Annotated in this window: 23 protein-coding genes and 1 pseudogene; 22 read left to right on the top strand and 2 right to left on the bottom strand. The window is 52.0% G+C overall.

What is annotated here, in order from left to right:
* The 10 genes and pseudogenes from H581_RS34965 to yajC form a co-directional block, all read left to right on the top strand.
* A pseudogene (locus H581_RS34965) lies at window positions 1-489 on the top strand (hypothetical protein); the annotation flags it as partial.
* Window positions 490-669: 180 nt separating this feature from the next.
* Window positions 670-1,311, top strand: a complete 642-nt coding sequence (locus H581_RS0121525; protein ID WP_028611808.1) for a BofC C-terminal domain-containing protein — start codon at window positions 670-672, stop codon at window positions 1,309-1,311.
* 167 nt (window positions 1,312-1,478) lie between these two features.
* The gene (gene ruvC, locus H581_RS0121515; protein WP_028611807.1) at window positions 1,479-1,982 is read left to right on the top strand and encodes a crossover junction endodeoxyribonuclease RuvC; all 504 of its coding nucleotides are present in this window, start codon (window positions 1,479-1,481) and stop codon (window positions 1,980-1,982) included.
* Entirely contained in the window at window positions 1,979-2,614 is a 636-nt protein-coding gene (gene ruvA / locus H581_RS0121510) for a Holliday junction branch migration protein RuvA (protein WP_028611806.1), read from the top strand. The genes ruvC and ruvA overlap by 4 nt, the downstream gene beginning before the upstream one ends.
* Before the next feature lie 20 nt (window positions 2,615-2,634).
* A complete protein-coding gene (gene ruvB / locus H581_RS0121505; protein ID WP_028611805.1) occupies window positions 2,635-3,636 on the top strand; it encodes a Holliday junction branch migration DNA helicase RuvB in 1,002 nt (333 codons plus the stop codon).
* A 6-nt stretch (window positions 3,637-3,642) separates the two neighbouring features.
* Entirely contained in the window at window positions 3,643-4,113 is a 471-nt protein-coding gene (locus H581_RS0121500) for a thiol-disulfide oxidoreductase DCC family protein (protein WP_028611804.1), read from the top strand.
* The gene (locus tag H581_RS0121495; RefSeq protein ID WP_051251184.1) at window positions 4,106-6,232 is read left to right on the top strand and encodes a SpoIID/LytB domain-containing protein; all 2,127 of its coding nucleotides are present in this window, start codon (window positions 4,106-4,108) and stop codon (window positions 6,230-6,232) included. The genes H581_RS0121500 and H581_RS0121495 overlap by 8 nt, the downstream gene beginning before the upstream one ends.
* 9 nt (window positions 6,233-6,241) lie before the next feature.
* Window positions 6,242-7,288, top strand: coding sequence for a tRNA preQ1(34) S-adenosylmethionine ribosyltransferase-isomerase QueA (queA, locus tag H581_RS0121490; protein WP_028611802.1), 1,047 nt, complete (start codon window positions 6,242-6,244; stop codon window positions 7,286-7,288).
* Between the two features lie 24 nt (window positions 7,289-7,312).
* Window positions 7,313-8,446, top strand: a complete 1,134-nt coding sequence (tgt, locus tag H581_RS0121485; RefSeq protein WP_028611801.1) for a tRNA guanosine(34) transglycosylase Tgt — start codon at window positions 7,313-7,315, stop codon at window positions 8,444-8,446.
* Window positions 8,447-8,466: 20 nt separating this feature from the next.
* Window positions 8,467-8,778 (top strand): preprotein translocase subunit YajC, encoded by a 312-nt coding sequence (yajC, locus tag H581_RS0121480; RefSeq protein ID WP_028611800.1) that lies wholly within the window; start codon window positions 8,467-8,469, stop codon window positions 8,776-8,778.
* 65 nt (window positions 8,779-8,843) lie between these two features.
* Here yajC and H581_RS0121475 read toward each other — a convergent pair whose 3' ends face one another.
* Window positions 8,844-9,236: a TIGR04086 family membrane protein gene (locus H581_RS0121475; protein WP_028611799.1), complete on the bottom strand. Its 393-nt coding sequence runs from the start codon at window positions 9,234-9,236 to the stop codon at window positions 8,844-8,846.
* A 281-nt stretch (window positions 9,237-9,517) separates the two neighbouring features.
* Here H581_RS0121475 and H581_RS0121470 point away from each other — a divergent pair, with 281 nt between their 5' ends.
* Window positions 9,518-10,195 (top strand): DUF421 domain-containing protein, encoded by a 678-nt coding sequence (locus tag H581_RS0121470; protein ID WP_425414642.1) that lies wholly within the window; start codon window positions 9,518-9,520, stop codon window positions 10,193-10,195.
* 32 nt (window positions 10,196-10,227) lie between these two features.
* Here the strand turns inward: H581_RS0121470 and spoVB are convergent, their stop codons facing one another.
* Window positions 10,228-11,787, bottom strand: a complete 1,560-nt coding sequence (gene spoVB, locus H581_RS0121465) for a stage V sporulation protein B (protein WP_028611797.1) — start codon at window positions 11,785-11,787, stop codon at window positions 10,228-10,230.
* 268 nt (window positions 11,788-12,055) lie between these two features.
* Here spoVB and H581_RS0121460 point away from each other — a divergent pair, with 268 nt between their 5' ends.
* From H581_RS0121460 to aspS, 11 genes are all read left to right on the top strand, one after another.
* On the top strand, window positions 12,056-12,295 hold the full coding sequence (locus H581_RS0121460) for a post-transcriptional regulator (RefSeq protein ID WP_028611796.1): 240 nt from the start codon (window positions 12,056-12,058) through the stop codon (window positions 12,293-12,295).
* Window positions 12,296-12,379: 84 nt separating this feature from the next.
* Window positions 12,380-13,645, top strand: a complete 1,266-nt coding sequence (secD, locus tag H581_RS34960; RefSeq protein ID WP_036719553.1) for a protein translocase subunit SecD — start codon at window positions 12,380-12,382, stop codon at window positions 13,643-13,645.
* Complete coding sequence (secF, locus tag H581_RS34955) at window positions 13,635-14,546, top strand: protein translocase subunit SecF (RefSeq protein WP_051251183.1); 912 nt, start codon at window positions 13,635-13,637, stop codon at window positions 14,544-14,546. Before secD ends, secF begins: the two co-directional genes overlap by 11 nt.
* A gap of 89 nt (window positions 14,547-14,635) precedes the next feature.
* Window positions 14,636-15,550 (top strand): cation diffusion facilitator family transporter, encoded by a 915-nt coding sequence (locus tag H581_RS0121450; RefSeq protein ID WP_028611795.1) that lies wholly within the window; start codon window positions 14,636-14,638, stop codon window positions 15,548-15,550.
* A gap of 32 nt (window positions 15,551-15,582) precedes the next feature.
* Window positions 15,583-17,610 carry a single-stranded-DNA-specific exonuclease RecJ gene (gene recJ, locus H581_RS34950; RefSeq protein WP_036719551.1) on the top strand — a complete coding sequence of 676 codons (2,028 nt, stop codon included), beginning with the start codon at window positions 15,583-15,585 and terminating at the stop codon, window positions 17,608-17,610.
* A 39-nt stretch (window positions 17,611-17,649) separates the two neighbouring features.
* Window positions 17,650-18,180, top strand: a complete 531-nt coding sequence (locus tag H581_RS0121440) for an adenine phosphoribosyltransferase (protein WP_028611794.1) — start codon at window positions 17,650-17,652, stop codon at window positions 18,178-18,180.
* Between the two features lie 257 nt (window positions 18,181-18,437).
* The gene (locus tag H581_RS0121435) at window positions 18,438-20,618 is read left to right on the top strand and encodes a RelA/SpoT family protein (RefSeq protein WP_028611793.1); all 2,181 of its coding nucleotides are present in this window, start codon (window positions 18,438-18,440) and stop codon (window positions 20,616-20,618) included.
* Window positions 20,619-20,670: 52 nt separating this feature from the next.
* On the top strand, window positions 20,671-21,114 hold the full coding sequence (gene dtd / locus H581_RS0121430; RefSeq protein WP_028611792.1) for a D-aminoacyl-tRNA deacylase: 444 nt from the start codon (window positions 20,671-20,673) through the stop codon (window positions 21,112-21,114).
* 92 nt (window positions 21,115-21,206) lie between these two features.
* Window positions 21,207-21,374: a hypothetical protein gene (locus tag H581_RS38475; RefSeq protein WP_169507537.1), complete on the top strand. Its 168-nt coding sequence runs from the start codon at window positions 21,207-21,209 to the stop codon at window positions 21,372-21,374.
* 670 nt (window positions 21,375-22,044) lie between these two features.
* Window positions 22,045-23,292, top strand: a complete 1,248-nt coding sequence (gene hisS / locus H581_RS0121420) for a histidine--tRNA ligase (RefSeq protein WP_028611791.1) — start codon at window positions 22,045-22,047, stop codon at window positions 23,290-23,292.
* A 47-nt stretch (window positions 23,293-23,339) separates the two neighbouring features.
* Window positions 23,340-25,154 carry an aspartate--tRNA ligase gene (gene aspS, locus H581_RS0121415; protein WP_028611790.1) on the top strand — a complete coding sequence of 605 codons (1,815 nt, stop codon included), beginning with the start codon at window positions 23,340-23,342 and terminating at the stop codon, window positions 25,152-25,154.
* The last annotated feature ends 17 nt before the right edge of the window (window positions 25,155-25,171 follow it).

Raw genomic sequence — 25,171 nt, 5'->3', positions numbered from 1 at the left:
CAAGGCATGGTATCGCCGATGTCCACGATGCCGAATCAAGGCTTAGTATCGCCGGCTCATGCTCAGCCTGATTATGACTATGGGCACGGCTATGGTCATGGCTACGGTCACGGAAATGTGTCGCCGGCTCATGTTCAGCCTGACTATGACTACGGGCATGGCTATGGTCATGGAAATGTGTCGCCTGCCTATATTCATCATGCCGATTCCGGTTATGGCCACGGTTACCCGGTCGCAGGCTTCCCTCCTTACCCGCCGTATTCACCTTATCCGAACTGGCCGCAAACGGCCGGCGCCGGTGTAGATGATTGCGGCTGCAAAGGTGAACGGTCGGAGCAAGGCGTCGTAAAAGGGATAGAAGATGAGCCGCAGAAAGCCGCTAAGACAACGGTACAGCGCAAAAATACGAAAAAGGCGGTTATTCGCAACGTAATGACGCGGCCTAAGCAGGGAAAAAAGCGCGGCAATCAGCCGTGGATTAACCGGTAATTAGCTATAAGCAAGCGAGGCTCCTGCACGCTCCTGATTAGGCGAGTGCGGGAGCTTTTTTCAAAATACCGTTCTTAGGGAGAGCTAGCTTCATGAGTTGCTTCAGAAATTTCGGAGTGTAATGAATAATTATGTAATGTTGGCGCACACTATCAAAAACGATAAAGAGGGGTCTTCCTTATGATGGAATTCAGCCTTTGGAAAAACCTGAAAAAACGACTGCGCCGCAAACGCAGACCGATGTGGATGTTAGGCTGCGTACTGCTTGCTTTGTTTGCGGTCACGCTGCTCTTCCTGCCGCAAGCCGGGAAAGGCTATGCGGCTTCTCCCGCGTTATCGGATAACGACAGCTTTATACAATCCCTTAAAAGTCAGAAAATGCCGCTAAACGTAAAGCTTCACCGCGTATACGTATGCGGCGAGGAAATGAAGCCGCTTGGCCGTCTGACGATTAATCAAATCGTTAAGCTCCTTGAGGCTCATAAGGAGTGGAGAGCAGAGCTGGATACGGAACAGCATGCCGTGTTGTTCGAGCAGCAGGTTGACGATCTATCCGAGCATTGCAAGGAGAATGCGTATTTTGGCGTTGATAAAAGCGGAAATCTGACGTTATACGATGGGGCGCCGAAGAAAGAAAAGGTTGTTCGTACCTTCTTTCAGCTGGACGTAAGGTACATGGAGAGCAGTCTTCCGCAGGACAAGCTGGATGAACTTGCGAATGGCATCCGGGTCAGCGATATAGATGAATTCAACAGCGTCCTATCGACCTACAGCGATTTTGCGGTTGAAAAAAACGAGAAGGTTATGAAATCGGCTTATTAATCCATGCGAAGAAGCATAAGCGCTGTCAGCTTATGCTTCTTTTTTAATTCTGCCTGGCCGATTGATTGAAATATCAAACGCGCGTTCTCATTCACGCCAACTTTTGCTATAATGGACAGGATGCTTTCGTTGTAAGATTTACATAGAACTTTTTAGGAGATGACCACTTGCGCGTTCTTGGCATAGATCCCGGCATTGCGATCGTCGGGTTTGGATTTATTGATAAAATCGGTCATAAGCTCACGCCCGTACAATACGGGGCCATCCAAACGAAGCCCGACACGCCTCCCGAGCAGAGGCTGCTGCAGGTCTATGAGTCCGCGGGCGCTTTGATGGATAAATATAAGCCGGACGCCGTTGCGGTAGAGAAGCTGTTTTTCAACCGGAACGTGACGACGGCTTTCGATGTGGCGCAGGCGAGAGGCGCCATTATTTTGGCTGCCGCCCAGCGGGCGCTGACGATCGGTGAATATACGCCGCTTCAGGTGAAGCAGGCTGTAGTCGGCTACGGGAAGGCAGAGAAGAAGCAGGTGCAGGAAATGGTCAAAATGTTTTTAAAACTGTCAGCGGTGCCGAAGCCGGACGATGTTGCCGATGCGCTCGCTGTGGCCATTTGCCATGCGCACTCCGCGGTTATGAGCGGGATAATAAACGAGGTGAAACGTTCGTGATTGATTTTTTAAGAGGCAATGTCGTGCATATGGAATCGGAATATATCGTGTTGGATGTAAGAGATACCGGGTATCGGGTATTTACGCCAAATCCCTATGCTTTTGCGAAGAAAGAAGAGCCCGTAACCGTGTTTATTCATCATAACGTGCGCGAGGATGCGATTCTGCTGTTCGGCTTCGAGACGAGGGAGGAGCAGAAGCTGTTCCGCAAGCTGCTCGAGGTATCGGGAATCGGGCCGCGCGTTGCGCTGGGCATCCTATCCGGCGGCCGGCCGGATGCTGTTATCGCCGCTATCCAGCAGGAGAACATCGCATTTCTGACCAAGCTGCCGGGCATCGGCAAAAAAACAGCCCAGCGGATGATTCTTGATCTGAAGGATAAGCTGATCGGCGCCGGACTGGACGGAGGTTTATTAACCGCCGCCGGCATTGCCATGGACCTTTCGGACGGCAAGAACACGGGCCAGGGAGCCGGTACGGCGTGGCAGGAAGCGCGCGAGGCGCTGGCTGCGCTTGGATATACGGCGGCAGAGCTGGATAAGGCGTGGAACGGCCTGCAGAGCAGCATAACCGCCGAGGAGACGGTCGATTCTTTGATGAAGAGGGCGCTGCAGCAGCTTTTTAAAGGTTGACGGAAGGAGATGAACGAAGGTTGGATGATAGAATCATTTCCGCAAACCTTATGATGGAAGACCAAGCGGTGGAGCTTAGCCTGCGTCCCCGCTACTTGGCTGAATATATCGGGCAAACGAAGGTCAAGGAAAATTTGAAGATTTATATTGAAGCGGCGAAAATGCGCAAGGAAGCGCTGGATCATGTGCTGCTGTACGGTCCGCCGGGGCTTGGGAAAACGACCTTATCCAATATTATCGCGAACGAGCTCGGCGTTCATTTACGCACAACATCCGGTCCTGCCATTGAACGTCCGGGCGATTTGGCTGCGCTGTTGACGAATTTGCAGGAGGGCGACGTTTTATTTATCGACGAAATTCATCGCTTGCACCGTACGGTAGAAGAAGTGCTGTATCCGGCCATGGAGGACTTTGCGCTCGATATCATGATCGGCAAAGGGCCGAGCGCCCGCTCGGTCAGGCTCGATTTGCCCCCGTTTACGCTTATCGGGGCTACGACAAGGGCGGGGTTGCTCTCCGCTCCGCTGAGGGACCGGTTCGGGGTCGTCAGCAGACTGGAATTTTATACGGTTGACGAGCTTGCGTTTATCGTCTCGAGGGCATCCGAAATTTTAAACGTCAGCATCGTAGGAGAAGCCGCTTCCGAAATCGCCATGCGCTCCCGCGGGACTCCGAGGATCGCGAACCGGCTGCTGAAGCGCGTCCGCGATTTTGCCCAGGTTCGCGGCGACGGCGTCATTACGCATGATATCGCAAGGTCCGCGCTGGAGCTGCTTCAGGTCGATCCGATGGGCCTTGACAGCATCGATCACAAAATGCTGCATGCGATGATGACCAGCTTTGCCGGAAGGCCGGTCGGACTCGACACGATTGCGGCAACAATCGGGGAGGAAAGCCAGACCATCGAAGACGTATACGAGCCGTATTTGATGCAAATCGGCTTCCTGCAGCGAACGCCGCGGGGAAGAATTGCAACGGAAAGCGCATACCGGCATCTCGGCTTGCCTATGCCGGGGAGGTAGCCGGACATGGGCGCGAAGAAGATCCAGGCGCAGCCGGGGGAGAGGCTTTACGTTATATACGACGGCAACTGCAATCTCTGCCTTGCGTCGGTTGCCAGACTGAAGGACTTGCCTGCGGATTGTGAGCTGTTGTTCATTCCCATTCAACAAATCGAAAATGCGGGCAAGGAGCGTCGGCTTGCGCCTGGCATTGAAAAGCTGGCAACTGAAGCGTTGTACGAGAAAATTCACGTTGCCGACGAGTCCGGCCGCCTGTTCGCAGGAGCAGACGGCATCGTTCGGATTTTGCGGACGGTGAAGGGGCTGAAATGGATTTCCGCTTGCTATCGAATACCGGGGATGAAGAGGCTCGCGGACCGGCTTTATCGCTATGTGGCAGTCAGAAGATACGATTGGTTTGGCTCTGCGGAGGAAAGCTGCTCCGTACACGGATGCGAGCTGCCGGAAAGACAGGAAGGAGAAAATAAGCATGACTAGAACAAGATCACGATCGATTACCCGATTTATTCTTTTATCCGTTACGTTTTTGCTGCTTGCTTCGGCATGGACGGCTTCGCCTGCACGGGCGGCCGTACCGAAGCTCGATGATATCCGGGTTGCCATTTATATGAAGCTGCCCGGTAAATATGACGATACGACGGCAGCGGCGACCTTTTCGTCCACAGGCGGAATTGCTGTAGGAACGAGACAGCCTGACGGCGTAACCGACTGGTTTCAAGTAGCCGCATCGGCTCAAATCCGCTTTGCGGCGGACAATTATAAGGTAATGCTGTTTGAATCATCGAACTTTGCAACGGCGCACGCCGTTTTCAAACGGGTACAAGCCCTCAAGGGGGCGGCGTATCTGACGTCAATATCCAAAAACGGGGCAATTATTTATCAAGTCATCGAAGGTACATACCAGACAGCGGCGGAAGCGACAGCCGCACAGGCCAAATGGGCGTCCGACAGCGAGCTGGCCGGACTCGCAGGGGGCTTCCAGGCGAAGCTGCAAGGCCCGCTGCATCTCGAGACCAGGGCGCTCGCAAACAAAACAGCCGCAATCACAGCGGCAAACGGCTTCGGAGCCGTTGGGCTTGATGCTTTCGTAGCGGTACGCTTCTTGCAGAACGGAGCAGTCGGATACTCGGTTATGGTTGGCGCGGCCGTTACGGACGCGGAGCTGCAAATCGTTAAGGCGGCAGCGGCTAAAGCAACCGGAGGAGCAGGCTTGGCAGAGGCTGACGCGCAGTCGGCCTATATGCTTCTTCGGAACGATCATTCCGTCAGCGGTAAAGCCGAAAGCAGCTTGGAGCTATACGCTTTCGGGGGAACCGGGACGAAGGTGTCCCTGACATCAGCCGATTCTTCGCCGATTAAGCTGAGCGAAAGAAGCGGTCGTTCGTACCGCGGCATGTTCGAGCTGAGCGTTCTAAACGGCCGAATGGCTGTCGTGAACGAGCTGCCGTTCGAACAATACTTGTATTCGGTCGTCGGGGTGGAGATGTATCCGACATGGCCGGCTGAGGCATTGAAGGCACAGGCGGTAGCCGCACGCTCCTTTGTCCTTAACAAGGGTTTCGCCTTCCAAATCGCGCATGTCGTTGACACGACATTAAGCCAGGCTTATTACGGAACGGGCTCAGAGACTCCTTCCACGATCGCTGCCGTAGACGCGACAGCAGGCGAGGTTATCCTCTATAACGGCAAAGCGATTGAGGCGTTGTACTCTTCAAATGCCGGCGGAATGACCGCTGATGCGAAAGAAATTTGGAATAATCAGGTGCCGTACCTGCAGCCGGTTAAAAGTTCCGACAGCTCGTCGGAGGCCGGTCTGCACAGCTGGTTCAGAGTGCTCCTCCCAAGCGGAGCGATTGGCTACATCCGGGATGATCTTCTTGCTGATACAGGACGTGCTACAGCAGCAGGAAGCAAGATTATGCAGGTGAATACAAACGGAACAAAGGTGCGGAAGCATCCGGTTATACAAGATACCGTCCCGCTGATCGGTCAGGCGGACAGCGGGACGGAAGTGGTCGTTTTGGAGAAAACAATCGAGTCCAACGCCATGACATGGGTTCGAGGACCGTTTACCGCACAGGAAATGTCGACGGTTATTAACTCCAAAGCAAAAACAGCTATTGCCGGTCCGATCTACACGCTTGAGGTGAGCCAGCGCGGAGCATCCGGCCGGGCAGTCGCAGTCACGGCGAACGGGCAGAAGGTGGACGTCGGCAGCCCCGATTCGCTTCGCGGCGCATTAGGCGCGCAGGGCTCCCTTCCGAGCACATTGTTTGAGATCGATGAGACAGCTAAAGTCGCCATGCAGGGAGCAGGCTCTTCAACAAGAACGAAGACATCCGAATCTGCCCCGGTATACACCATAAGCGCTGGAGGCAAAGTATCGGAAGCCGTTAATGCCAATCTGTTTATAATGGACGGCGACGGAAATATCCGCCCTTCAACGAAGGAACCTTCCTTCCGTTTCGTCGGCACAGGATTCGGGCACGGGCTCGGCATGTCGCAGTATGGAGCGTTAAGCCTTGCGCAGCAAGGGTATGACTATCAATATATTTTGAAATACTATTACAAAGATGTCACCATCGCTAAGGAATGATTAAACGAGATGAATGTGGACTGGTTCGATTTTCAATTGCCGGAGAGGCTGATCGCGCAGACGCCTTTACGCGAACGTACGGCATCGAAACTGTTAGCCCTGGATAAACAAACAGGCGAAGTGACGCATCATACCTTTACCGATCTGGAGAAATTTATAAACGCGGGCGATGTTCTTGTCCTCAACGATACGAGAGTGATTCCAGCCCGGCTGACGGGGATGAAAAGCGATACCGGCGCCAAGATCGAGCTGCTTCTTCTAAAGCAGCTCGGCGAGGACAGGTGGGAAGCGCTGGGGAAGCCGGCCAAGCGGTTGAAGGTCGGCACGGCGCTCTCTTTCGGCGACGACGGCGAGGGAAATCCGCTGCTGAGGGCGTTTATCGAGCAGGAAGGCGAGATGGGCGGGCGAACGGTCCGCTTTGAGTATGATGGCATATTCCAGGAGCTGCTGGACCGGCTGGGCGAGATGCCTCTGCCGCCTTATATCAAAGAGAGATTAGAGGAGCGCGAGCGGTATCAGACCGTCTATTCGAAGCATGCAGGATCGGCAGCCGCGCCGACGGCGGGTCTTCATTTTACGGATGATTTTTTACGGAAGCTGCAGGATAAAGGAGTAAAGCTGGCCTATGTAACGCTTCATGTCGGCCTTGGAACCTTTCGCCCGATGTCTGTAGAGCTTGTTGAGGAGCATGAGATGCATGCGGAATATTATGAGCTGGACGAGCAGAATGCCCGGATCATAAATGAAGCCAATCAGAGCGGTGCGCGTATTATTGCCGTGGGTACTACTTCGTCAAGAACGCTGGAGACGGTGGCAGCCCGCTTCGGGGACAAACCAATTGAAGCATGCAGCGGCTGGACGTCCATCTTTATTTTCCCCGGTTATACGTTTAAGCTCGTTAACGCCTTGCTCACGAATTTTCATCTGCCGAAGTCAACGCTCGTTATGCTTGTAAGCGCGTTGGCCGGGCGGGATAAGGTGATGCGTGCTTACGGGGAAGCGATCGCGAAGGAATACCGATTCTTCAGCTTCGGCGACGCGATGTTCATTTACTAACATTAAGAATAGGAAGCGTGAATTGTGGCTGTCAAATATGAATTAATCAAACAATGCAAGCAATCCGGAGCACGTCTCGGCCGTGTCCATACCCCGCATGGCGTCATCGAGACGCCGGCGTTTATGCCGGTCGGCACGCAGGCGACCGTGAAGACGATGAGCCCGGAAGAATTGAAGACGATGGACGCTCATATTATTTTGAGCAATACGTACCACTTGTTCCTTCGCCCGGGACATGAGATCGTGAAGCAGGCGGGCGGACTTCATAAATTCATGAATTGGGATCGTCCGATTCTTACCGACAGCGGCGGTTTTCAAGTGTTCAGCCTTAGCGAGATGCGCAAAATTACCGAAGAGGGCGTACACTTTCGTTCGCATCTGAACGGAGACAAAAAATTTCTGTCCCCCGAGGTTGCGATGGAAATCCAAAACGCGCTTGGCTCCGATATTATGATGGCCTTTGACGAGTGTCCGCCGTTTCCAGCCGAGCACGAGTACGTGAAGAAATCGCTGGAGAGAACGACCAGGTGGGCGGAGCGCTGCTTGGAGGCGCATGCGAGACCGCAGGATCAAGGCTTATTCGCCATCGTTCAAGGCGGCATGTATAAAGATTTGCGTATTCAGAGCGCAAATGATTTGACTTCCATGGATTTCCCGGGGTATGCTATTGGTGGACTGAGCGTAGGCGAGCCCAAGCATTTGATGTATGAAGTGCTTGATTATACGGTTCCCGTTTTACCCGCTGGCAAACCTCGTTATTTAATGGGAGTCGGCTCTCCGGATGCTTTAATCGAAGGGGCTATCCGCGGAATCGACATGTTCGACTGCGTTCTCCCGACCCGTATTGCCCGCAATGGGACAACGATGACGAGCCAGGGAAGATTAGTCATTCGCAATGCGAAATACGCCGAAGATTTTGGTCCGTTAGATCCGGAATGCGCCTGTTATACGTGTACGAATTATTCCAGGGCCTACATACGGCATCTGATCAAGGCGGATGAGACTTTCGGCATGCGACTGACAACATATCACAATTTGCATTTCTTACTGCAACTCATGCGGGACGTCCGGCAAGCGATTATGGAGGATCGGCTGTTAGATTTCCGTGATTCCTTCTTCTCAAGCTACGGCCTGTTCGATAATGAGAAAGGATTTTGAAAGGGGGGATATCGATGTCCATGTTGCTCGCAACAGCTGAACCTGGCGGAGCTGGCGGTATTATCGGCATGATTTGGCCGTTCGTTCTTATGTTTGCGGTATTTTATTTCTTGCTTATAAGGCCGCAGCAGAAGAAACAAAAGCAGCGTACAAGTATGCTCAGCCAGTTGAAGAAAGGCGATAAAATTTCGACGATCGGCGGCTTGCACGGTACGGTTGTGGAATTGACGGATGATACGGTTGTGCTTCGTGTCAATGATACAACGAAAATGACATTCGAACGCAGCGCAATTAATACCATCATTACCTCTGCTCCGGCAGTAAACGAATAATCAGCTACATATAAAAACGGCCTGACATCTCCGATGTCGGCCGTTTTGCTTTTCAATATAAACGTTTATTTCCGTAAATTCACGCCGATCATGCCGCCGAGGGCTCCCGCAAGAAGAGCGGTTCCAAGAAGCAGGAAGCTATGCCATGATAAAGAGGCGTTTTGGGCAAGGAAACTGACGATGATAATGATGATTCCGTACAATAATCCCAGAATCGATCCATGGTACCACCCTTTTTTCTCCGAACGTCTCCCGGCCGTGAAGCCGCCTGCCAACGCGGCCGCTGCATGAACGAGAAATGCGGATCCGGATAAGCTGCTTTCCTTAATTTCCGTAAAATGGAGCAGCAAGGAAAGCAGCAGCGCGCCCGCTGCCAGCCAAACGATAGAGAAAAGCACTCCGGCAAGCAAAGGCGAAGCGATTAAAGGCGGTTTAGGAGCTTGTTTTACCGAACTCATCTTATTCCCCCCTAAGTATAAGTACATTACTAATCCATATGGTCAAGCCCCGCGGAATAGTACAACTTTGTCCGCCTGAATTCCATTGCCTTATCAGCAGTTGCCATATATTCGTACAAGGGACATTTGTATGATGTGATTGCACGAAGGCCAGAATAGCTGTACAAGAAAATGCCGTTTAAGATTAGCTGGTATATCAATGTCGAGGAGGAGGTTTCCGCTTGGAATATTGGGGCCTGTTAATCCGGACTGTGATTATCTACTTCGTCGTGTTTTTGATTATGCGTTTCATGGGAAAACGCGAGATCGGCAAGCTGTCGGTTTTTGATCTGGTTATCTCCGTCATGATCGCGGAAATTGCCGTTATTGTGCTCGAGGATATGGAAAGACCTTTATGGAGCGGTATCATGCCCATGTTAATCCTGCTGCTGGTGCAGCTTGGGACCGCTTATATCACGTTGAAAAGCAGAACGATGAGACTTTTATTTGACGGCAAGCCAAGCGTCATCATTGAGAAGGGCAAGCTGAACAAAGAGGTTATGCGCAAGCAGCGCTACAATCTGGACGATCTTATGCTTCAGCTTCGGGATAATAAAATCAGCACCGTTTCCGACGTCGAGTTCGCGATTCTGGAAACGACCGGCAAGCTGTCCATCATTCCGAAGGAGCAATCGGACGAAACGGTAGCGGAAAGTACGTCAGGGAATACTTCCGAATCGAATTTGGATGTTAAAAAAGTCATTCCTCCAAAATTCCGGTTTGAAATTTTGCCGATACCGTTGATTATGGATGGGAAAGTACAGGATAAGAATTTGGAAAGCCTTGAGAAAACGAGATTTTGGCTCAAAAACGTACTCCAGGAGGAAGACGTTTATGATTTTAAGGATGTTTTCTTATGCACGATTGATCATAAAGGCAAGCTGTTTATCGATCTGCAAGACAGAAAACCGCGATATTAGGGGCTTCCCTAGTACGCGGTTTTTTTATATTTTTATTTAAACCATTTACCGAGCAGAGGGATTCGAACGATGTCATGACGGTCAATAATTTTCATCATGATCATGAGCAGGAGATATACAATAACGCCCGCGCCGCATGCAAGGATCAAATTGATCCATTCCAGTGAAAGCGGCGTATGATCCATCGTGAACCGTGCGGCTGCCCCCATTACGACCATGGCGGCGATGACTTTGACGAAATCGATCACCTTCATATGGAAGCCGATAAAACGGAGAACGCTTATGCCATGCAGAACGGTAACCAGAACGATATTGACATTGATGGCAATGAGGGCCCCATAAATGCCGAAGTCGGGATTAGACGCTAACTGAATGATTAGGATAAGCTTGACGACCGCTCCGATCAACGTATTGATCAGCGCAGTCCCGGGTTTATCCAAGGCTTGCAGCGCCGCTTGCAGCGGGGCTTGCAAATAAATGAAAATACCGACGGGCGCAATCAATTGGAGCATAGGCGAAATATCGGCATGATCATACAGGATGCGGCAGATGGGTTCGGCGAATAGGGCCATGACAACCACGAATGGAGCGCCCGAAACAAGTGCAAGACGCATCGACTGATGGAGCCTCTTATGGATGAGGGCATTGTCTCCTTTGGCGGCCGCTTCGGATAAGGAAGGAACCAAGGAGACGGCTAATGAATAGGTTAATGCGGTCGGAAGCAGGACCAGCGGAACGATCATGCCCTGCAGAGCGCCGTATTGTGCCGTTGCGAGACTTGCGGTGATGCCGGCAGCTACCAGGCTTCTTGCGGTAAAGATCGTTTCAAGCAAATAGGATAGGGAACCGATCATCCGGCTGCCAGTCACCGGTATGGACAGACTAAGGAGCCTTCTTAACACCGGAACTCTCTTTTTTGGCGGATTCGGCGATGGGATTGCTGCTTCTAATTTGGTTCGCTGCTTGTCGCGATAATATTTCCACAGAATGACGCCCAAGCCTCCGATTTCACCGACGACAACGCCGAGCATCGCGCCCGCGGCCGCCCATTCGAGCCCCAACGGCAACAGCAGGTAAGCAAAGACAAGCGTAGCGATGATCCGCAGTACGGTTTCCGTGATCTGCGAGACTGCGCTGGGGATCATATTTTGTTTGCCTTGAAAATAACCGCGGTAAACGGCTGAAATTCCGCTAATCAGAAGCAAAGGAGTCATAGCGAGGAACGTGCGGTATACCCGTTCGTCCGGCAGGACATGCGTCGTAATCCAAGGGGCGAAGAGCAGCATTCCGGCCGTCATCATAATGCCCAATGTGACGGCAAGTCCCATTGCCGCGCGGAAAATGTATTTGACCCGCGCAGAGTCCCCTTGCGTGTCGGCTTCTGCAATCCATTTGGCAACGGCGAGCGGAATGCCTCCCGTAATGATCGTCAGCATAACCGTCAGGAATGGGAAGCTGAGCTGGTATAAGCCGACTCCCTCCGCACCGATGATGCGCGGCAGCGCAATTCGCGGCACAAAGCCGAGCAGCCGGTTGATGATGCCGGCGGCAAGCAGGATCATGGCGCCTTTAATAAAGGTTTGCTTCGTCATATTGTAATGCCCTCATCTCTTTTCTGAAATAGCGGAGCCCCTCATGCGGAAGCAATAAAGCGAAGCTGCTGTGAGACAGGCCGGTACTATCATCTTTATGCGCGGCATGTCCGATTCCATGTCACTCAATTAGTCAATTTTAGGAATCGGCCCCTATATGCAGGAATATGGAATACGAATATCGAATGACTTAAAGGAACGATTTAAGCGGATGCGTGCGAAGCGGTGCCAGCTTCGTCATGCTTTAGCTTATGGGAGGGTCGGCAGCATGGCAGACGATGAGCTAAACCGGGTAATCGAGGAGCTGTGCAACAGCAAAGCGGAGGAATTCCGACTGATCGGGTATGAGCATATTACCGGCAAGGAAATTTGGGATTGTGTCAATGATAAATATGCAAAGAGCGGACAGCCAGAGCTGCATCAGATGGTAAACGATATTTTATCGCTGAAGGTTACCAAATTTATGAATTACATGACGCTTAGCGCGTTTAAAGGGAACCCATTCTAAGCGGGGGTTCTTCTTTTTTTTGACTCGTTTTTACCGCGTCTGTATAATAGGAATATTGAGATCACAAGGGGGAGCCTACAATCTATGAAACGCATGGTTGCATTCGTGCTTATTGTCGTCCTGTCTTTCGTCGTAATCGGCGTGACAAGTCCGACACTAGTGAAAAAAGTTAAGCTGGGGCTTGATTTAAAAGGCGGGTTTGAAATTCTGTATCAGGCGGAGACCATTACTCCGGGAGGTACAGTGACGCATGAAGCGCTGATCGAAACGGCAAAAAGCCTCGAAAAGCGGGCTAATGGTTCAGGAGTAGCCGAACCCGAAGTTTTGCCGGAGGGAAAGGATCGGATTCGCGTTAGAATAGCAGGTGTAATGGACGAAGCGGCTGTAAGGGAAATATTGAAGAAACCCGCCGAATTGACGTTCCGCAGCATGGTAGGCTGCCCGGATGAGGAAGGGTTTTGCAAGGTAGAACTTATCGGAAGCGACTTCGTTGAGAACGGCGCCGATGTTGTGCTTAACCAAATGAACGGCTACGACATAACGCTTAAGATGAAGAGTGCCGACAAATTTGGCGATTTGACGAGCAGCATCTCCAAACAGCCTGACGGTAAAAATTTATTGGCCATTTACTTGGATGACCGGCAGCTTGCAGCTCCGAGAGTCGGGTTCGAGATTAGAAGCACGGAGGCTTCGATTGAAGGAAACTTTACCCGGGCGGAAGCGGATGAAATCGCTCAAACGATAAATCTGGGCGCCCTGCCGCTTAAGCTCACTGAAAAGTATACGCAAAGCGTAGGAGCAACGCTTGGACAAGCCTCGCTGCAGGAAACGATGTTTGCAGGTCTTCTCGGAACCGCCGTTATCTTATTGTTTATGCTTGCTTTTTACCGGCTTCCCGGTGTAGTCGCAAGTATTTCGATCATTGTATACATTTGGCTGCTGCTGGTAGGATTCTGGCTGATGAACGCCACGTTGACCCTGCCGGGAATCGCTGCATTTATACTTGGTATCGGTATGGCCGTCGATGCAAATATCATCACTTATGAGCGGATAAAGGAAGAGATTCGCAGCGGTAAAAGCGTCTTGTCGTCCTTGAAGGCAGGGTCGAAAAATTCACTCCGCACGATTCTCGATGCACAGATTACGACGGCTATTGCAGGATTTGTCCTCTTCTTTATCGGAACAGGGTCTGTAAAGGGCTTCGCAGTCATTTTGATCATGAGCATCGTGGTCAGCATTATCACAAACGTTGTTTTCTCGAGAATATTGCTAACGCTGCTTATTCGCAGTAACGTCTTGAATAAACCGTCTTTCTTCGGAGTAAAGGAGAGTGAAATCCGTGCGCTTTAATCCATCATTCAGCTTTATCAAAAAAAGCCGGATTTTCTTCATCTTCTCCATCGCTATCACTGTACTTGGCATCATTACGCTCGCGATGTTCGGTTTGAATTACGGCGTTGACTTTAAAGCAGGCTCCAATGTAGACATTTCAGTTTCGAAAAGCATGGTCGGACAGAAAGAAGCAATCGAGCAATATTTAAAGGATGGCGGTTTTGCCAAATCAACGGTGACGGTAGGTTCTGACAGGGTCGGCATACGTTTCGACGATGTGCTGCAAAGCGATAAAGAGACCCAATTAAAGAAAGATTTTGCGGAAAAATTCGATGCTGATGCTTCCATGGAGGTAAACACGGTAGACGTTGAGATGGCGAAGGAGCTGCAGCTTAATGCCTTAAAAGCCATGTTCGTTGCAAGCATTGGGATTATTGTTTACATCGCAATTCGCTTTGAATGGCGGTTTGCAGTCGCGGCGGTCATCTCGTTGGCACATGATGCTTTTATCGTCATCAGTTTATTTTCGATTTTACGGCTTGAGGTTAATCTGCCGTTTATCGTAGCAATACTGACGATCATCGGATATTCTATAAATGATACGATCGTCGTGTTTGACCGGATCCGTGAAAATATGCGTTTCGCAAAAATCCGAAGTCCTCAGGATTTGGCGGGTATCGTCGACTCGAGCATTTGGCAAACGATGACGCGTTCCATCAATACGGTATTGACTGTTTTTATCGCTGCTCTTTGCTTGTTTATCTTCGGCAGCGAATCATTGAAGATGTTTTCTCTTGCCATGCTTCTAGGTTTGCTAAGCGGAGCATATTCCTCTGTGTTTATTGCCAGTCCGATATGGTATGTGCTTAAAAGTAAACAAAAACCGAAGCCTGCTGCCAATAAACAGGCAACGCCATAGAACGGTAACTGCTGCGAAGAGGGTTTGTTTTGGAAAATCTTAGCTGATACTAACAAAGCAGGTTTCGCATTTATTGTAGGAGGTTACCGATGTCAACCGCACAGCGATATGCAAAAGCAGAGTCCGCAAGCAGGACCGGCTTATGGGGGAACATGCTGCTGGCCGTATTCAAAGGTATAGTAGGTTGGTTGTCAGGTAGTAAGGCGCTGCTGGCAGATGCATTCCGATCGGCTGCCGAGGCAGCCGGATCCGCTGCCGCTTTGACGGGCTTGCGGGAAAAGCGGCGCCGCAAAACGGACAAACCGGCGTCAAACGAAACCGAATATGCGAGAGGAGAGACGGCGGCGACAATTGTATTGTCAGTCGTTCTTCTCATCATTGGACTGGAGATCGGAATTTCCGCGGTCCGCGATATTTCCGATCTCGTGACCAGCGTTCCTCATTGGAGCGCAGCCGCGTTCATCGCTATCGGCCTTATCATTCAGCAATTCTTTTTCCCTTCCAAAAATCGGTTGTCCGAAATTTATTGTTCCCTTGCCGCATTCATTGGAGTTGTCGGGGCCACGATGGGCAAGGCGCTGGCGATTCCCGCTCTTTATTATTTCGACCCGGCCGCGGCTCTCGTGATTGCGGGAATTGTAACATACAACGGCTACCGGATGGCGGCAGGAGCCGTACGCAGACCAAATAAAGAGCGTATGGAAGAGGAACATCCGGATGAGCTGATGCAGCTCGTGCAGCGCATCGAAGGCGTGATTACGGTTCAGTCGCTGCGGGCGAAGGAGCACGGGCATTATGTCGTTGCAGAAATGGTCATAAGCGTTAATCCGCGAATTTCCGTACTGGAAGGCCATGAGATTGCCAAGAGGGTAAAGCAGCTTGTCATGAAAAAATTTATTCATATTACGGATGTATCGATTTATGTTGAACCATATGATCCCGGTTATCCATACAAGTCGAACCACGATCCGAATCAAGATCAGATACAAACGCTGTTGCAATAAAGGCTGCATACCGCAGGAGAGGGGAAAGCGGCATGATTCAAAGAAAGACCCGCTGGTCATTGGCGCCTTGGCAGACAACGGACGAAGAAAAGGCGAAAGAGCTGGCTGAAGGTTTAAACCTGCCGCCGCTTGTTGCCAGACTTCTCGTGCAACGGGGCTATAAGGAGCCGGAGGCGGCGAATCGATTTTTGCGAGGCGGTCATGAGCTTTTTCATGACCCCTATTTATTGCTTGGGATGAAGGAGGCCGTTGAACGCATTAGGCTGGCCGCTTCCCGGAATGAAAAAATTCGCATTTACGGCGATTATGATGCGGACGGCGTATCGAGCACCTCCTTGCTTGTTCACCTGTTTCGCGGCTTGGGTTATGATTTCGATTATTATATCCCTCATCGAGCCTTGGAAGGTTACGGCTTGAATCGCAAAGCGATAGAGCTTGCCGCCGAAGATGGTATACGTCTGATCGTAACCGTCGATACGGGAATCAGCGCTTATGACGAGATTGCGTACGCGAAATATCTTGGAATCGATGTCGTCGTAACGGATCATCATGAGCCTCCCGAGCGTACACCTGAAGCGGCAGCGGTCGTAAATCCGAAGCAGAAGGAGTGCGGTTATCCATTCAAAGGCCTCGCCGGCGTCGGTGTCGCGTTTAAGCTGGCGCAAGCGCTGCTCGGGCGCCCACCGCTCGAATGGACGGATATCGTCAGCTTGGGGACGATTGCAGATCTTATGCCGCTTACGGACGAGAACCGGATCATGGTGCGTTACGGCCTGGAACGGCTTCGAAGCCAGCCCGCAACCGGTTTCCGCGCCCTTGCCGAAGCGGGCGGTATCGAATTGCCGGGCGTAACGTCAACGGCAATCGCATTCGGAATGGCGCCGCGCATCAATGCGGCCGGCAGGCTGGACCACGCGAAGCGAGCGGTAGAGCTGTTAACGACGGAGGATTACGACCAAGCGATATTGACCGCGGTCGGGCTTGACAGCCTTAATAAGGAACGCCAGCGGGTCGTGGAGAGTATCGTCAAGGAAGCGGAGCTGCAGTGGCTGGACAAATGCGAGGCTGCGGAAGCGGCTGGAGCCGAGGCGCCACCTGTCATTGTGTTGGCGGGGGAGGGGTGGAATGTCGGCGTTATCGGCATTGTAGCCTCGAAGATTCTGGAACGGAATTATAAGCCGGTTATTATATTAGGCATAGATGAGCAGACCGGGATGTGCAAAGGTTCTGCGCGTTCGATAGAAGGCTATGATCTGCACGCGGCTTTAACGGAATGCGAAGAGCTTCTTGATCATTATGGCGGTCATCAGGCCGCTGCCGGGATGAGTCTCCACCGCGATCGCTTGGCGGCGTTTGAGAGGCGTCTGGGGGAGTTGGCGTCCCAATGGCTAACAGCCGACGACTGGATACCGAAAACGGCGGTGGATCTGGTATGCTCCCTAGGAGAAGCGACGATCGAGACGATTACGGAGCTGGCGCTTCTCGAGCCGTTCGGCATGGGAAATCCGTCGCCGCGGCTGCTCTTTCAGGGAACTGAGCTGGCGGACAAGAGAACGATCGGCAAGGAATCGAAGCATTTGAAGCTGTCGCTGGGGAGCGGCCGCCGATTGCTTGACGGTATTGGGTTCGGAATGGGTACGCTTGCGGCTGGACTCCAGCCGGGCTGCCGAATTGACGCGATCGGCGAGTTGTCCGTGAACGAATGGAACGGCCAGCGCAAGCCGCAGCTTCAGCTGCATGACCTCCATTTCGATCCCGAAAGCGAATCTTCATTTCCCGAACGCGAGCAATTCGGCGTCATCTATCAGCAGCTTCGGAAGCTTGGTGAAGCGCCGCTGCCGGGATTGCCGGAGAAACTGTCGGAGCAAAGCGGCTTGACCGTCGGCACGATACAGCTTATGCTTGACGTGTTCGCGGAACTGCAATTTATAGAAATACGCGACGGATTCATGACCGCAGCCGCTTCCCCCCGGAAGAGAGAACTGTCTTCTTCAAAAAAATACAGGGAAGCGAAGCAAAAATTTGAAGTGTCGCATAGGTCGGCAGCAAGTATAAAATAATAATAATGATGATGATGAGTGGGAAGGGTTGACAGATCAATGTCGAACATACAATACAATTTTAAAGATTACATCCGGGTTATTCCCGATTTTCCGCAGCCGGGTATCCGGTTCAAAGATATTACGACGTTGTTGAAGGATGGCGGAGCGTATCGCGCAGCCGTCGAAGAAATGCGGGAAGCCGTTTCGAACATGAAGATCGATATTATCGCAGGACCGGAGGCGCGCGGCTTCGTCGTCGGAGCTCCCCTCGCGTTGGCGCTCGGCGTAGGCTTTGCTCCAATCCGCAAAAGCGGCAAATTGCCGGGCGAGACGATCTCGGCAAGCTATGATCTGGAATACGGCAAAGACCAGCTTGCCATGCATAAGGACGCTATTTCGCCGGGACAACGGGTATTGATCGCGGACGATCTGCTCGCTACGGGCGGCACGATCGCAACCTCCATTAATCTCGTCCGCCAGCTCGGCGGCGAGGTCGTCGGAGCGGCCTTCCTGATCGAGCTTGCTTATTTGAACGGCCGCGAGAAGCTGGATGGAATCGATGTTTTCTCATTAATGACCTATAGCTGATAAATGCAGCGCGTGCGAACCAACCGCCTGTCTCCTTCCGTACGAATCGCGAAGGGACGGCGGTTTTTTAGAACCGGAATGGCCGCGATGGGTGATCAGCATCACTTCGATAGTTGACGTCATGCTGTTATAACAGGCATAATATTATAAAAACTCGGAAAACCGACATTTATACACCGCTTTTATTTCATTGCGAAACGGATTCTTGCCGGCGAGGGCAAGATAAACAGCCGTTTACGCTTGGGAAGGGACGTTTCATGGGCATTGAGCATTTAATCGAGAAGGCATCCGCCTATATGAAAGAGCAGGACCTTATACGCATACAGGAAGCCTATGACTTCGCGGAACAAGCCCATCACGGACAAGTGCGGAAATCGGGAGAGCCGTATATATTACACCCCGTCGCGGTTGCGGACATTCTTGTTGATATGCAAATGGACGTGCTGTCGATTATCGCGGCATTGCTTCATGATGTCGTCGAGGATACGACGGTGGATTTGCAGACGGTTCGCGCGAAATTTGGCGAAACCTGTGCGATGCTCGTTGACGGGCTGACAAAGCTCGAGAAAATAAAATTCCGCTCCAAGGAAGAGCAGCAGAACGAAAACTACCGTAAAATGTTTGTCGCGATGGCACAGGATATTCGCGTCATTCTTATTAAATTGGCGGACCGGCTGCATAATATGCGAACGCTGAAATTCCAATCGGAGGAAGCGCAGCGACGAATCGCGTACGAAACCTTGGAGATCTTTTGCCCGATTGCGCACAGGCTGGGGATATCGGCAATCAAATGGGAAATGGAAGATATCGCGTTGCGTTATTTGAATCCGCAGCAATATTACCGGATCGCGAATCTTATGAAGAAAAAACGCGCCGAGCGCGAGCAGTTTATCGACGATGTCATTACCAGGATTTCGGAGAAGCTGGAGGAAATGGGCATCGAAGGCGATATTTCCGGAAGACCCAAGCATTTGTACAGCATTTACAAAAAAATGACGGACCGGAATAAGCAGTTTACCGAAATTTACGATCTGCTGGCGATTCGAATTATTGTCGATAATATCAAGGATTGTTATGCGACGCTTGGCATTATTCATACGCTGTGGAAGCCGATGCCCGGACGCTTCAAGGATTATATCGCAATGCCGAAGGCGAATATGTATCAGTCGCTTCATACGACCGTAATCGGTCCCAACGGCGAACCGACCGAGGTTCAAATCCGGACCTGGGAAATGCACAGAACCTCCGAGTACGGCATTGCGGCACATTGGGCGTATAAGGAAGGCTCGATCGTGCCTGGCGGCAGCTTTGAGGATAAAATGACCTGGTTCCGCGAGATTTTAGAGCTTCAGAATGAAGCGCGCGATGCGTCCGAATTTATGGAGTCGCTGAAAATGGACTTTTTCTCCGACTTGGTTTTTGTCTTTACGCCGAGCGGGGAAGTCATCGAGCTGCCTGCGGGATCGGTTCCGCTTGACTTTGCTTACCGCATCCATACGGAGGTCGGCAACCGGACGATCGGCGCGAAGGTGAACAGCCGGATCGTGCCGCTTGATCATAAGCTGAAGACGGGAGATATTATTGAAATTTTAACGTCTAAGCATTCCTACGGTCCGAGCCAGGATTGGGTGAAGATCGCCCAGTCGTCGCATGCGCGCAGCAAGATCCGGCAATGGTTCAAGAAGGAGAAGCGCGATGAGAATGTCGCGAAGGGCCGCGAGCTGCTTGAGCGCGAGCTGAAGCGGCTCGGACTCGAGCCGTCCGCATGGCTGCAGGAGGATAAGCTGCAGGAGGCTGCCGCGAAATTCGCGTTCAACGATATTGAGGACATGATGTCGGCCATCGGCTTTGGCGGTATTACGGCTGCGCAAATATGTACGAAGCTGACCGAGAAGATGCGCAAGGAGGCTGAGCTTGCGAATCAGCTGGAGCTTACGGCCGAGATAAAGGAAATTAAGTCGCCGGGCAACCGGAAGACTAGACCGAACCAGGGCGTAACGGTTAAGGGAATCGACAATTTGCTTGTCAGATTCGCCCGCTGCTGCAACCCGGTGCCGGGCGATTCGATCGTCGGTTATATAACGCGGGGCCGCGGCGTCTCCGTTCACCGGATGGACTGCACGAACATTCCGTTCGGCGATCAGGGCGAGGAAGGCGAACGCGTTATCGAGGTGGAGTGGGAGCAATCGAGCGAAGCGAATTACAGCGTCGATATCGAGATTACGGGTCATGACCGCAGAGGGCTTCTCAACGAGGTGCTGCAGGCGGTGTCCGAGAGCAAAACGAATATATCTGCGGTAACGGGACGTTCGGTTAAAAATAAGATGGCGCTTATTCATATGACGGTGCTTATTCGCAATATTGAACATCTGTCTTCGGTCGTGGAGAAGATTAAGCGGGTGCAGGATATTTATTCCGTGCAACGTATCATGCAATAGAGAAGCCGGCCATATCCGGCGGGCATGCTCAGATCATCGGAGGTTACGCGAAGTGAAAGTAGTCGTACAGCGCAGCAAGCAGGCCAAAGTCGTCATCGAAGGCGAAATTGCCGGTTCTATCGAACACGGACTCGTACTGCTGGTTGGCATTACGCATGAAGATACGGAAGCGGATATACGGTGGATGGCGGATAAAATAGCGGGCTTGCGCATCTTCGAGGATGAATCCGGCAAAATGAATTTGTCCGTTACGGATACCGGCGGGCAATTGTTATCGGTATCGCAGTTCACGTTGTACGGCGATTGCCGCAAGGGGAGACGCCCGAATTTTATGGCCGCGGCGAGGCCGGAGCAGGCTGAGCAGCTGTATGACAAGTTTAACGAAGCGCTTCGCTCGCTCGGACTTATCGTGGAGACCGGCCGTTTCGGCGCGATGATGGACGTCGAATTCGTGAACTCCGGACCGGTCACTTTAATTTTGGAAAGCGGCGCTTAAGATGAGGAAACGCGGGTTACAATAGACATGTAGACACGTGTACGGAGGAATCGGCCGGAGCGTGCTGATGTTATATTGGAGGTATACCGCGCATGCACCAATCACGCAAGGAACAAAGCATAGAACGAGCTTCCAGAATACTGCTGCACCCGGATCGCAGAGAAGCCGGACTTTTAAGTGCGATGGAGGACAACATCGAGGCTGCTGAAGAATGGGCGGGTTTTGCGGTAAATCCCCGCCGGAACCATCAAGGCCGTTAACCGCTATAGAAACAGTGAAATTGTTCTTCGGCGCCGTTCGGGATAAAACCTGGGCGGCATTTGTTCAAATATAAGAAGGTATAAGGGAATGATTGCGTAAAACGCTTTCGAAATTGTAATATTTCTGTAATCAATCTCTAACCTGCTTTTAACATCGTTAACCTATAATAAATCTCGACCCCCTTTTTAAAAATATATTTTACTTTTGGACCTACAACTCGTTTTGTAGGTTTTTTTCTGTCCTTTTGTCGAACGGGACACTTGATTCTTGACTTTATGAAAGGCTGCGGGTAAAATTAACTCTCAGTATGATTCAAATGGATTCGTTGATGGGACAAAGTAATTCTTCGCGTTATATCCAGAGAGGGACGTCATTAAGGCTGCAAGCGTCCTTATACCGGTTGAATGAATAGACCTCCCGGAGAACAGACGGTGAACGAACGAGCTTGGCAAGCGTAGTCTTGTCACTTTCGGCGTTAAGTAGCCGCACTGCGGATGACGGACGTTAACCGTCTTAAGCGAGCTGCTGCCTGGGCATGCAGTCTCGGAATGTGGGTGGTACCACGGGAGATACACTCTCGTCCCTTTCGGCATGAGCCGTCAGGAACGGGAGTTTTTTGCGTTTTCCGAACCATAACAGCATTTATTACTGGGGCAGGAGGGAATTCGAATGGCTTTTCAAAAAATGCCGGGCACGCAGGATATTTTGCCTGGCGCTGTAGAGAGATGGCAGTTCGTTGAGCAGAAGGCGCGCGACATTTGCCGGCGCTTTAATTTCCGCGAAATTCGCACGCCGATTTTCGAATCGACGGAGCTGTTTCAGCGCGGTGTCGGCGAAACGACCGATATTGTCGAGAAAGAGATGTATACCTTTACCGACCGCGGCGACCGCAGCCTCACGCTGCGCCCGGAAGGAACGGCGGGCGTCGTAAGGTCTTATGTCGAGAATAAGCTGTACGGCGAACCGGATGTGTCGAAGCTGTATTACATCGGACCGATGTTCCGTTATGAACGGCCCCAAGCTGGCCGCTATCGCCAGCTGCATCAGTTCGGCGTCGAGGCGATCGGTTCGGTTGATCCCGCTCTTGATGCGGAGGTGATTGCGCTCGGATATACCTTTTACACGGAAGTAGGTCTTAAGGGAGTGCGAGTCGAGATCAACTCGGTCGGCACGCCTGCCGTACGAGCCGTGTTCCGCGAGCGGCTGCTGGCGTTTCTTGAACCGAAGCGGGAGATTCTCTGTAAGGATTGCCAGTCCCGGATGGACCGCAATCCGCTGCGGGTGCTTGATTGCAAGACGGACCAGAAGCATTTCACGGACGCGCCGTCGATCTTGGACAGCTTGGATGAGGAATGTCAAAACCACTTTGGCAAGGTACAGCAGTATTTAAGCGATATGGGCATTCCGTTTACGATTAATCACCGTCTCGTGCGCGGTCTCGATTACTACACGCATACCGCCTTTGAATATAAGGCCGAAGGAATCGGCGCTATCGATACGGTAGGAGGAGGCGGCCGTTACAACGGTCTGGTAGCCGAGATCGGCGGTCCCGATCAACCGGGCGTCGGGCTGGGCCTTGGCTTGGAGAGAACGATCCTGCTGCTCCAGCACCAGCAGACGGAGCTGCCGGCTTTCAATGAGATCGATGTTTATCTCATAGCGCTAGGCGAGGCGGCAGACCGCGAAGTGACGAAGCTTGTGTACCAGCTAAGGCGGCGCGGCATCCATGCGGAACGTGACTATCTTGGACGCAAAATGAAGGCGCAGCTGAAGTCGGCGGACCGGCTGCAAGCTCGTTATACCGCCATTCTTGGCGATGATGAGCTGGCGCGCGGAGAAATTGCGCTTAAGGACATGGGGAAAGGCGAGCAGCGTTTCGTAGCGCTGGATCGGCTAGCCGATGAAATTAGTGGTTAAAAACAACACAATAAACCATTCTAATGAATTAAGGGAGATTGAAAACTATGTTATTAAAAACTCATCATTGCGGCCTGCTGACGAAAGCAGACGTAGGCCAAACCGTAACGCTGAACGGTTGGGTGCAGCGCCGCCGCGATCTTGGCGGCGTACTCTTCATTGATCTTCGCGACCGTTCAGGTATCGTTCAAACCGTGTTCAACCCGGACTTCTCCGGCGACGCGCTTGCCGTAGCCGACCGCGCCCGCAACGAGTACGTGCTGGCTATCCAAGGCACGGTCGTTGAACGCGATGCGGAGACGTATAACGCTAATCTGGCTACAGGCGAAATCGAAGTTCGAGTTACCAACATTGAAGTCATGAACGCGGCGAAGACGCCTCCGTTCCCAATCGAAGACGGCGTTGAGGTGGATGAATCGCTACGCTTGAAATACCGTTACCTGGATTTGCGCCGCCCGGAAATGCAGCGCACGTTAATGCTTCGCTCGAAAGCGGCGAAGGTGTTCCGCGATTTCCTTGACGGCGAGGGTTTCATCGATATCGAGACACCGATTTTAACCAAAAGCACGCCGGAAGGCGCGCGTGATTACTTGGTTCCGAGCCGCGTGCATGAAGGCGAGTTTTTCGCGCTTCCGCAATCGCCGCAAATTTTCAAGCAGCTGCTGATGGTCAGCGGAATCGAGCGTTATTATCAAATCGCCCGCTGCTTCCGGGACGAGGATCTTCGTGCTGACCGTCAGCCTGAATTCACGCAGGTCGACATCGAAACTTCGTTCTTATCACAGGATCAGCTGCTTGCGCTAATGGAGCAGTTAACGGCGAAGCTTCTTCGCGATACGGTCGGCGTTGAACTGGAACTGCCGTTCCAACGGATTACGTATGCGGACGCGATGAATAAATACGGCTCCGACAAGCCGGATCTTCGTTTCGGACTTGAGATTGAAGACATTACCGATATCGTTTCGGGCAGCGATGTGAAGGTATTTGCAAGCGTAGCGGCAAGCGGCGGCGTCGTGAAGGCGTTAAACGCCAAAGGCTGCGCAAGCTGGAGCCGCAAGGAGCTTGACGACCTGCAGCCTTTCGCTGCAAGGTACGGAGGCAAGGGTCTGGCATGGATTACCGTGAAAGACGGCGAATGGCGCGGACCGATCGTCAAATTCCTGAAGCCGGAAGAAATCGCTGCATTGACCGAGCGTCTTCAAGTGGAAGAAGGCGATCTATTAACATTCTCCGCCGACAAGAAAAAAGTCGTAGCCGATGTGCTTGGCAACCTGCGTTCGAAGTTAGGCCGCGATCTTGGGCTGATCGACGATTCGAAGTTCAAATTCGCATGGGTCGTTGATTTCCCTCTGTTAGGCTGGGATGAAGACGCAAAACGTTATGTGGCGGAGCATCATCCGTTCACGCGTCCAAACGAAGAAGACCTTCATTTCTTCGATACGGATCCGGGACAAATCCGCGCGCAGGCATACGACCTTGTCCTGAACGGCTATGAAGTAGGCGGCGGCTCGATGCGTATTTACAAACGCGAGGTTCAAGAGCAAATGTTCAAGGCGCTTGGCTTCAGCATGGAAGAAGCGCAGGACAAATTCGGCTTCCTGCTGGATGCCTTTGAATACGGAACGCCTCCTCACGGCGGCATTGCATTCGGATTTGACCGGCTTGTTATGCTGTTGACCGGACGCACCAACCTGCGGGAGACGATTGCTTTCCCGAAAACGGCAAGCGCGACGGACTTGCTGTGCGATGCGCCTTCCGAAGTCGAGCTATCTCAGCTTGAACAGCTGCATATCCGTACGGTCATTAAGCCGAAGCAGCCGGTTGCCGCAGCGAACGCTCCTGCGGACAAAAACGATAAATAAGCGTATTCAGCAAAGGA

Source organism: Paenibacillus harenae DSM 16969 (assembly GCF_000422465.1).
GTDB lineage: Bacteria > Bacillota > Bacilli > Paenibacillales > Paenibacillaceae > Pristimantibacillus > Pristimantibacillus harenae.
This window is presented reverse-complemented; position numbering and strand designations above follow the sequence as displayed.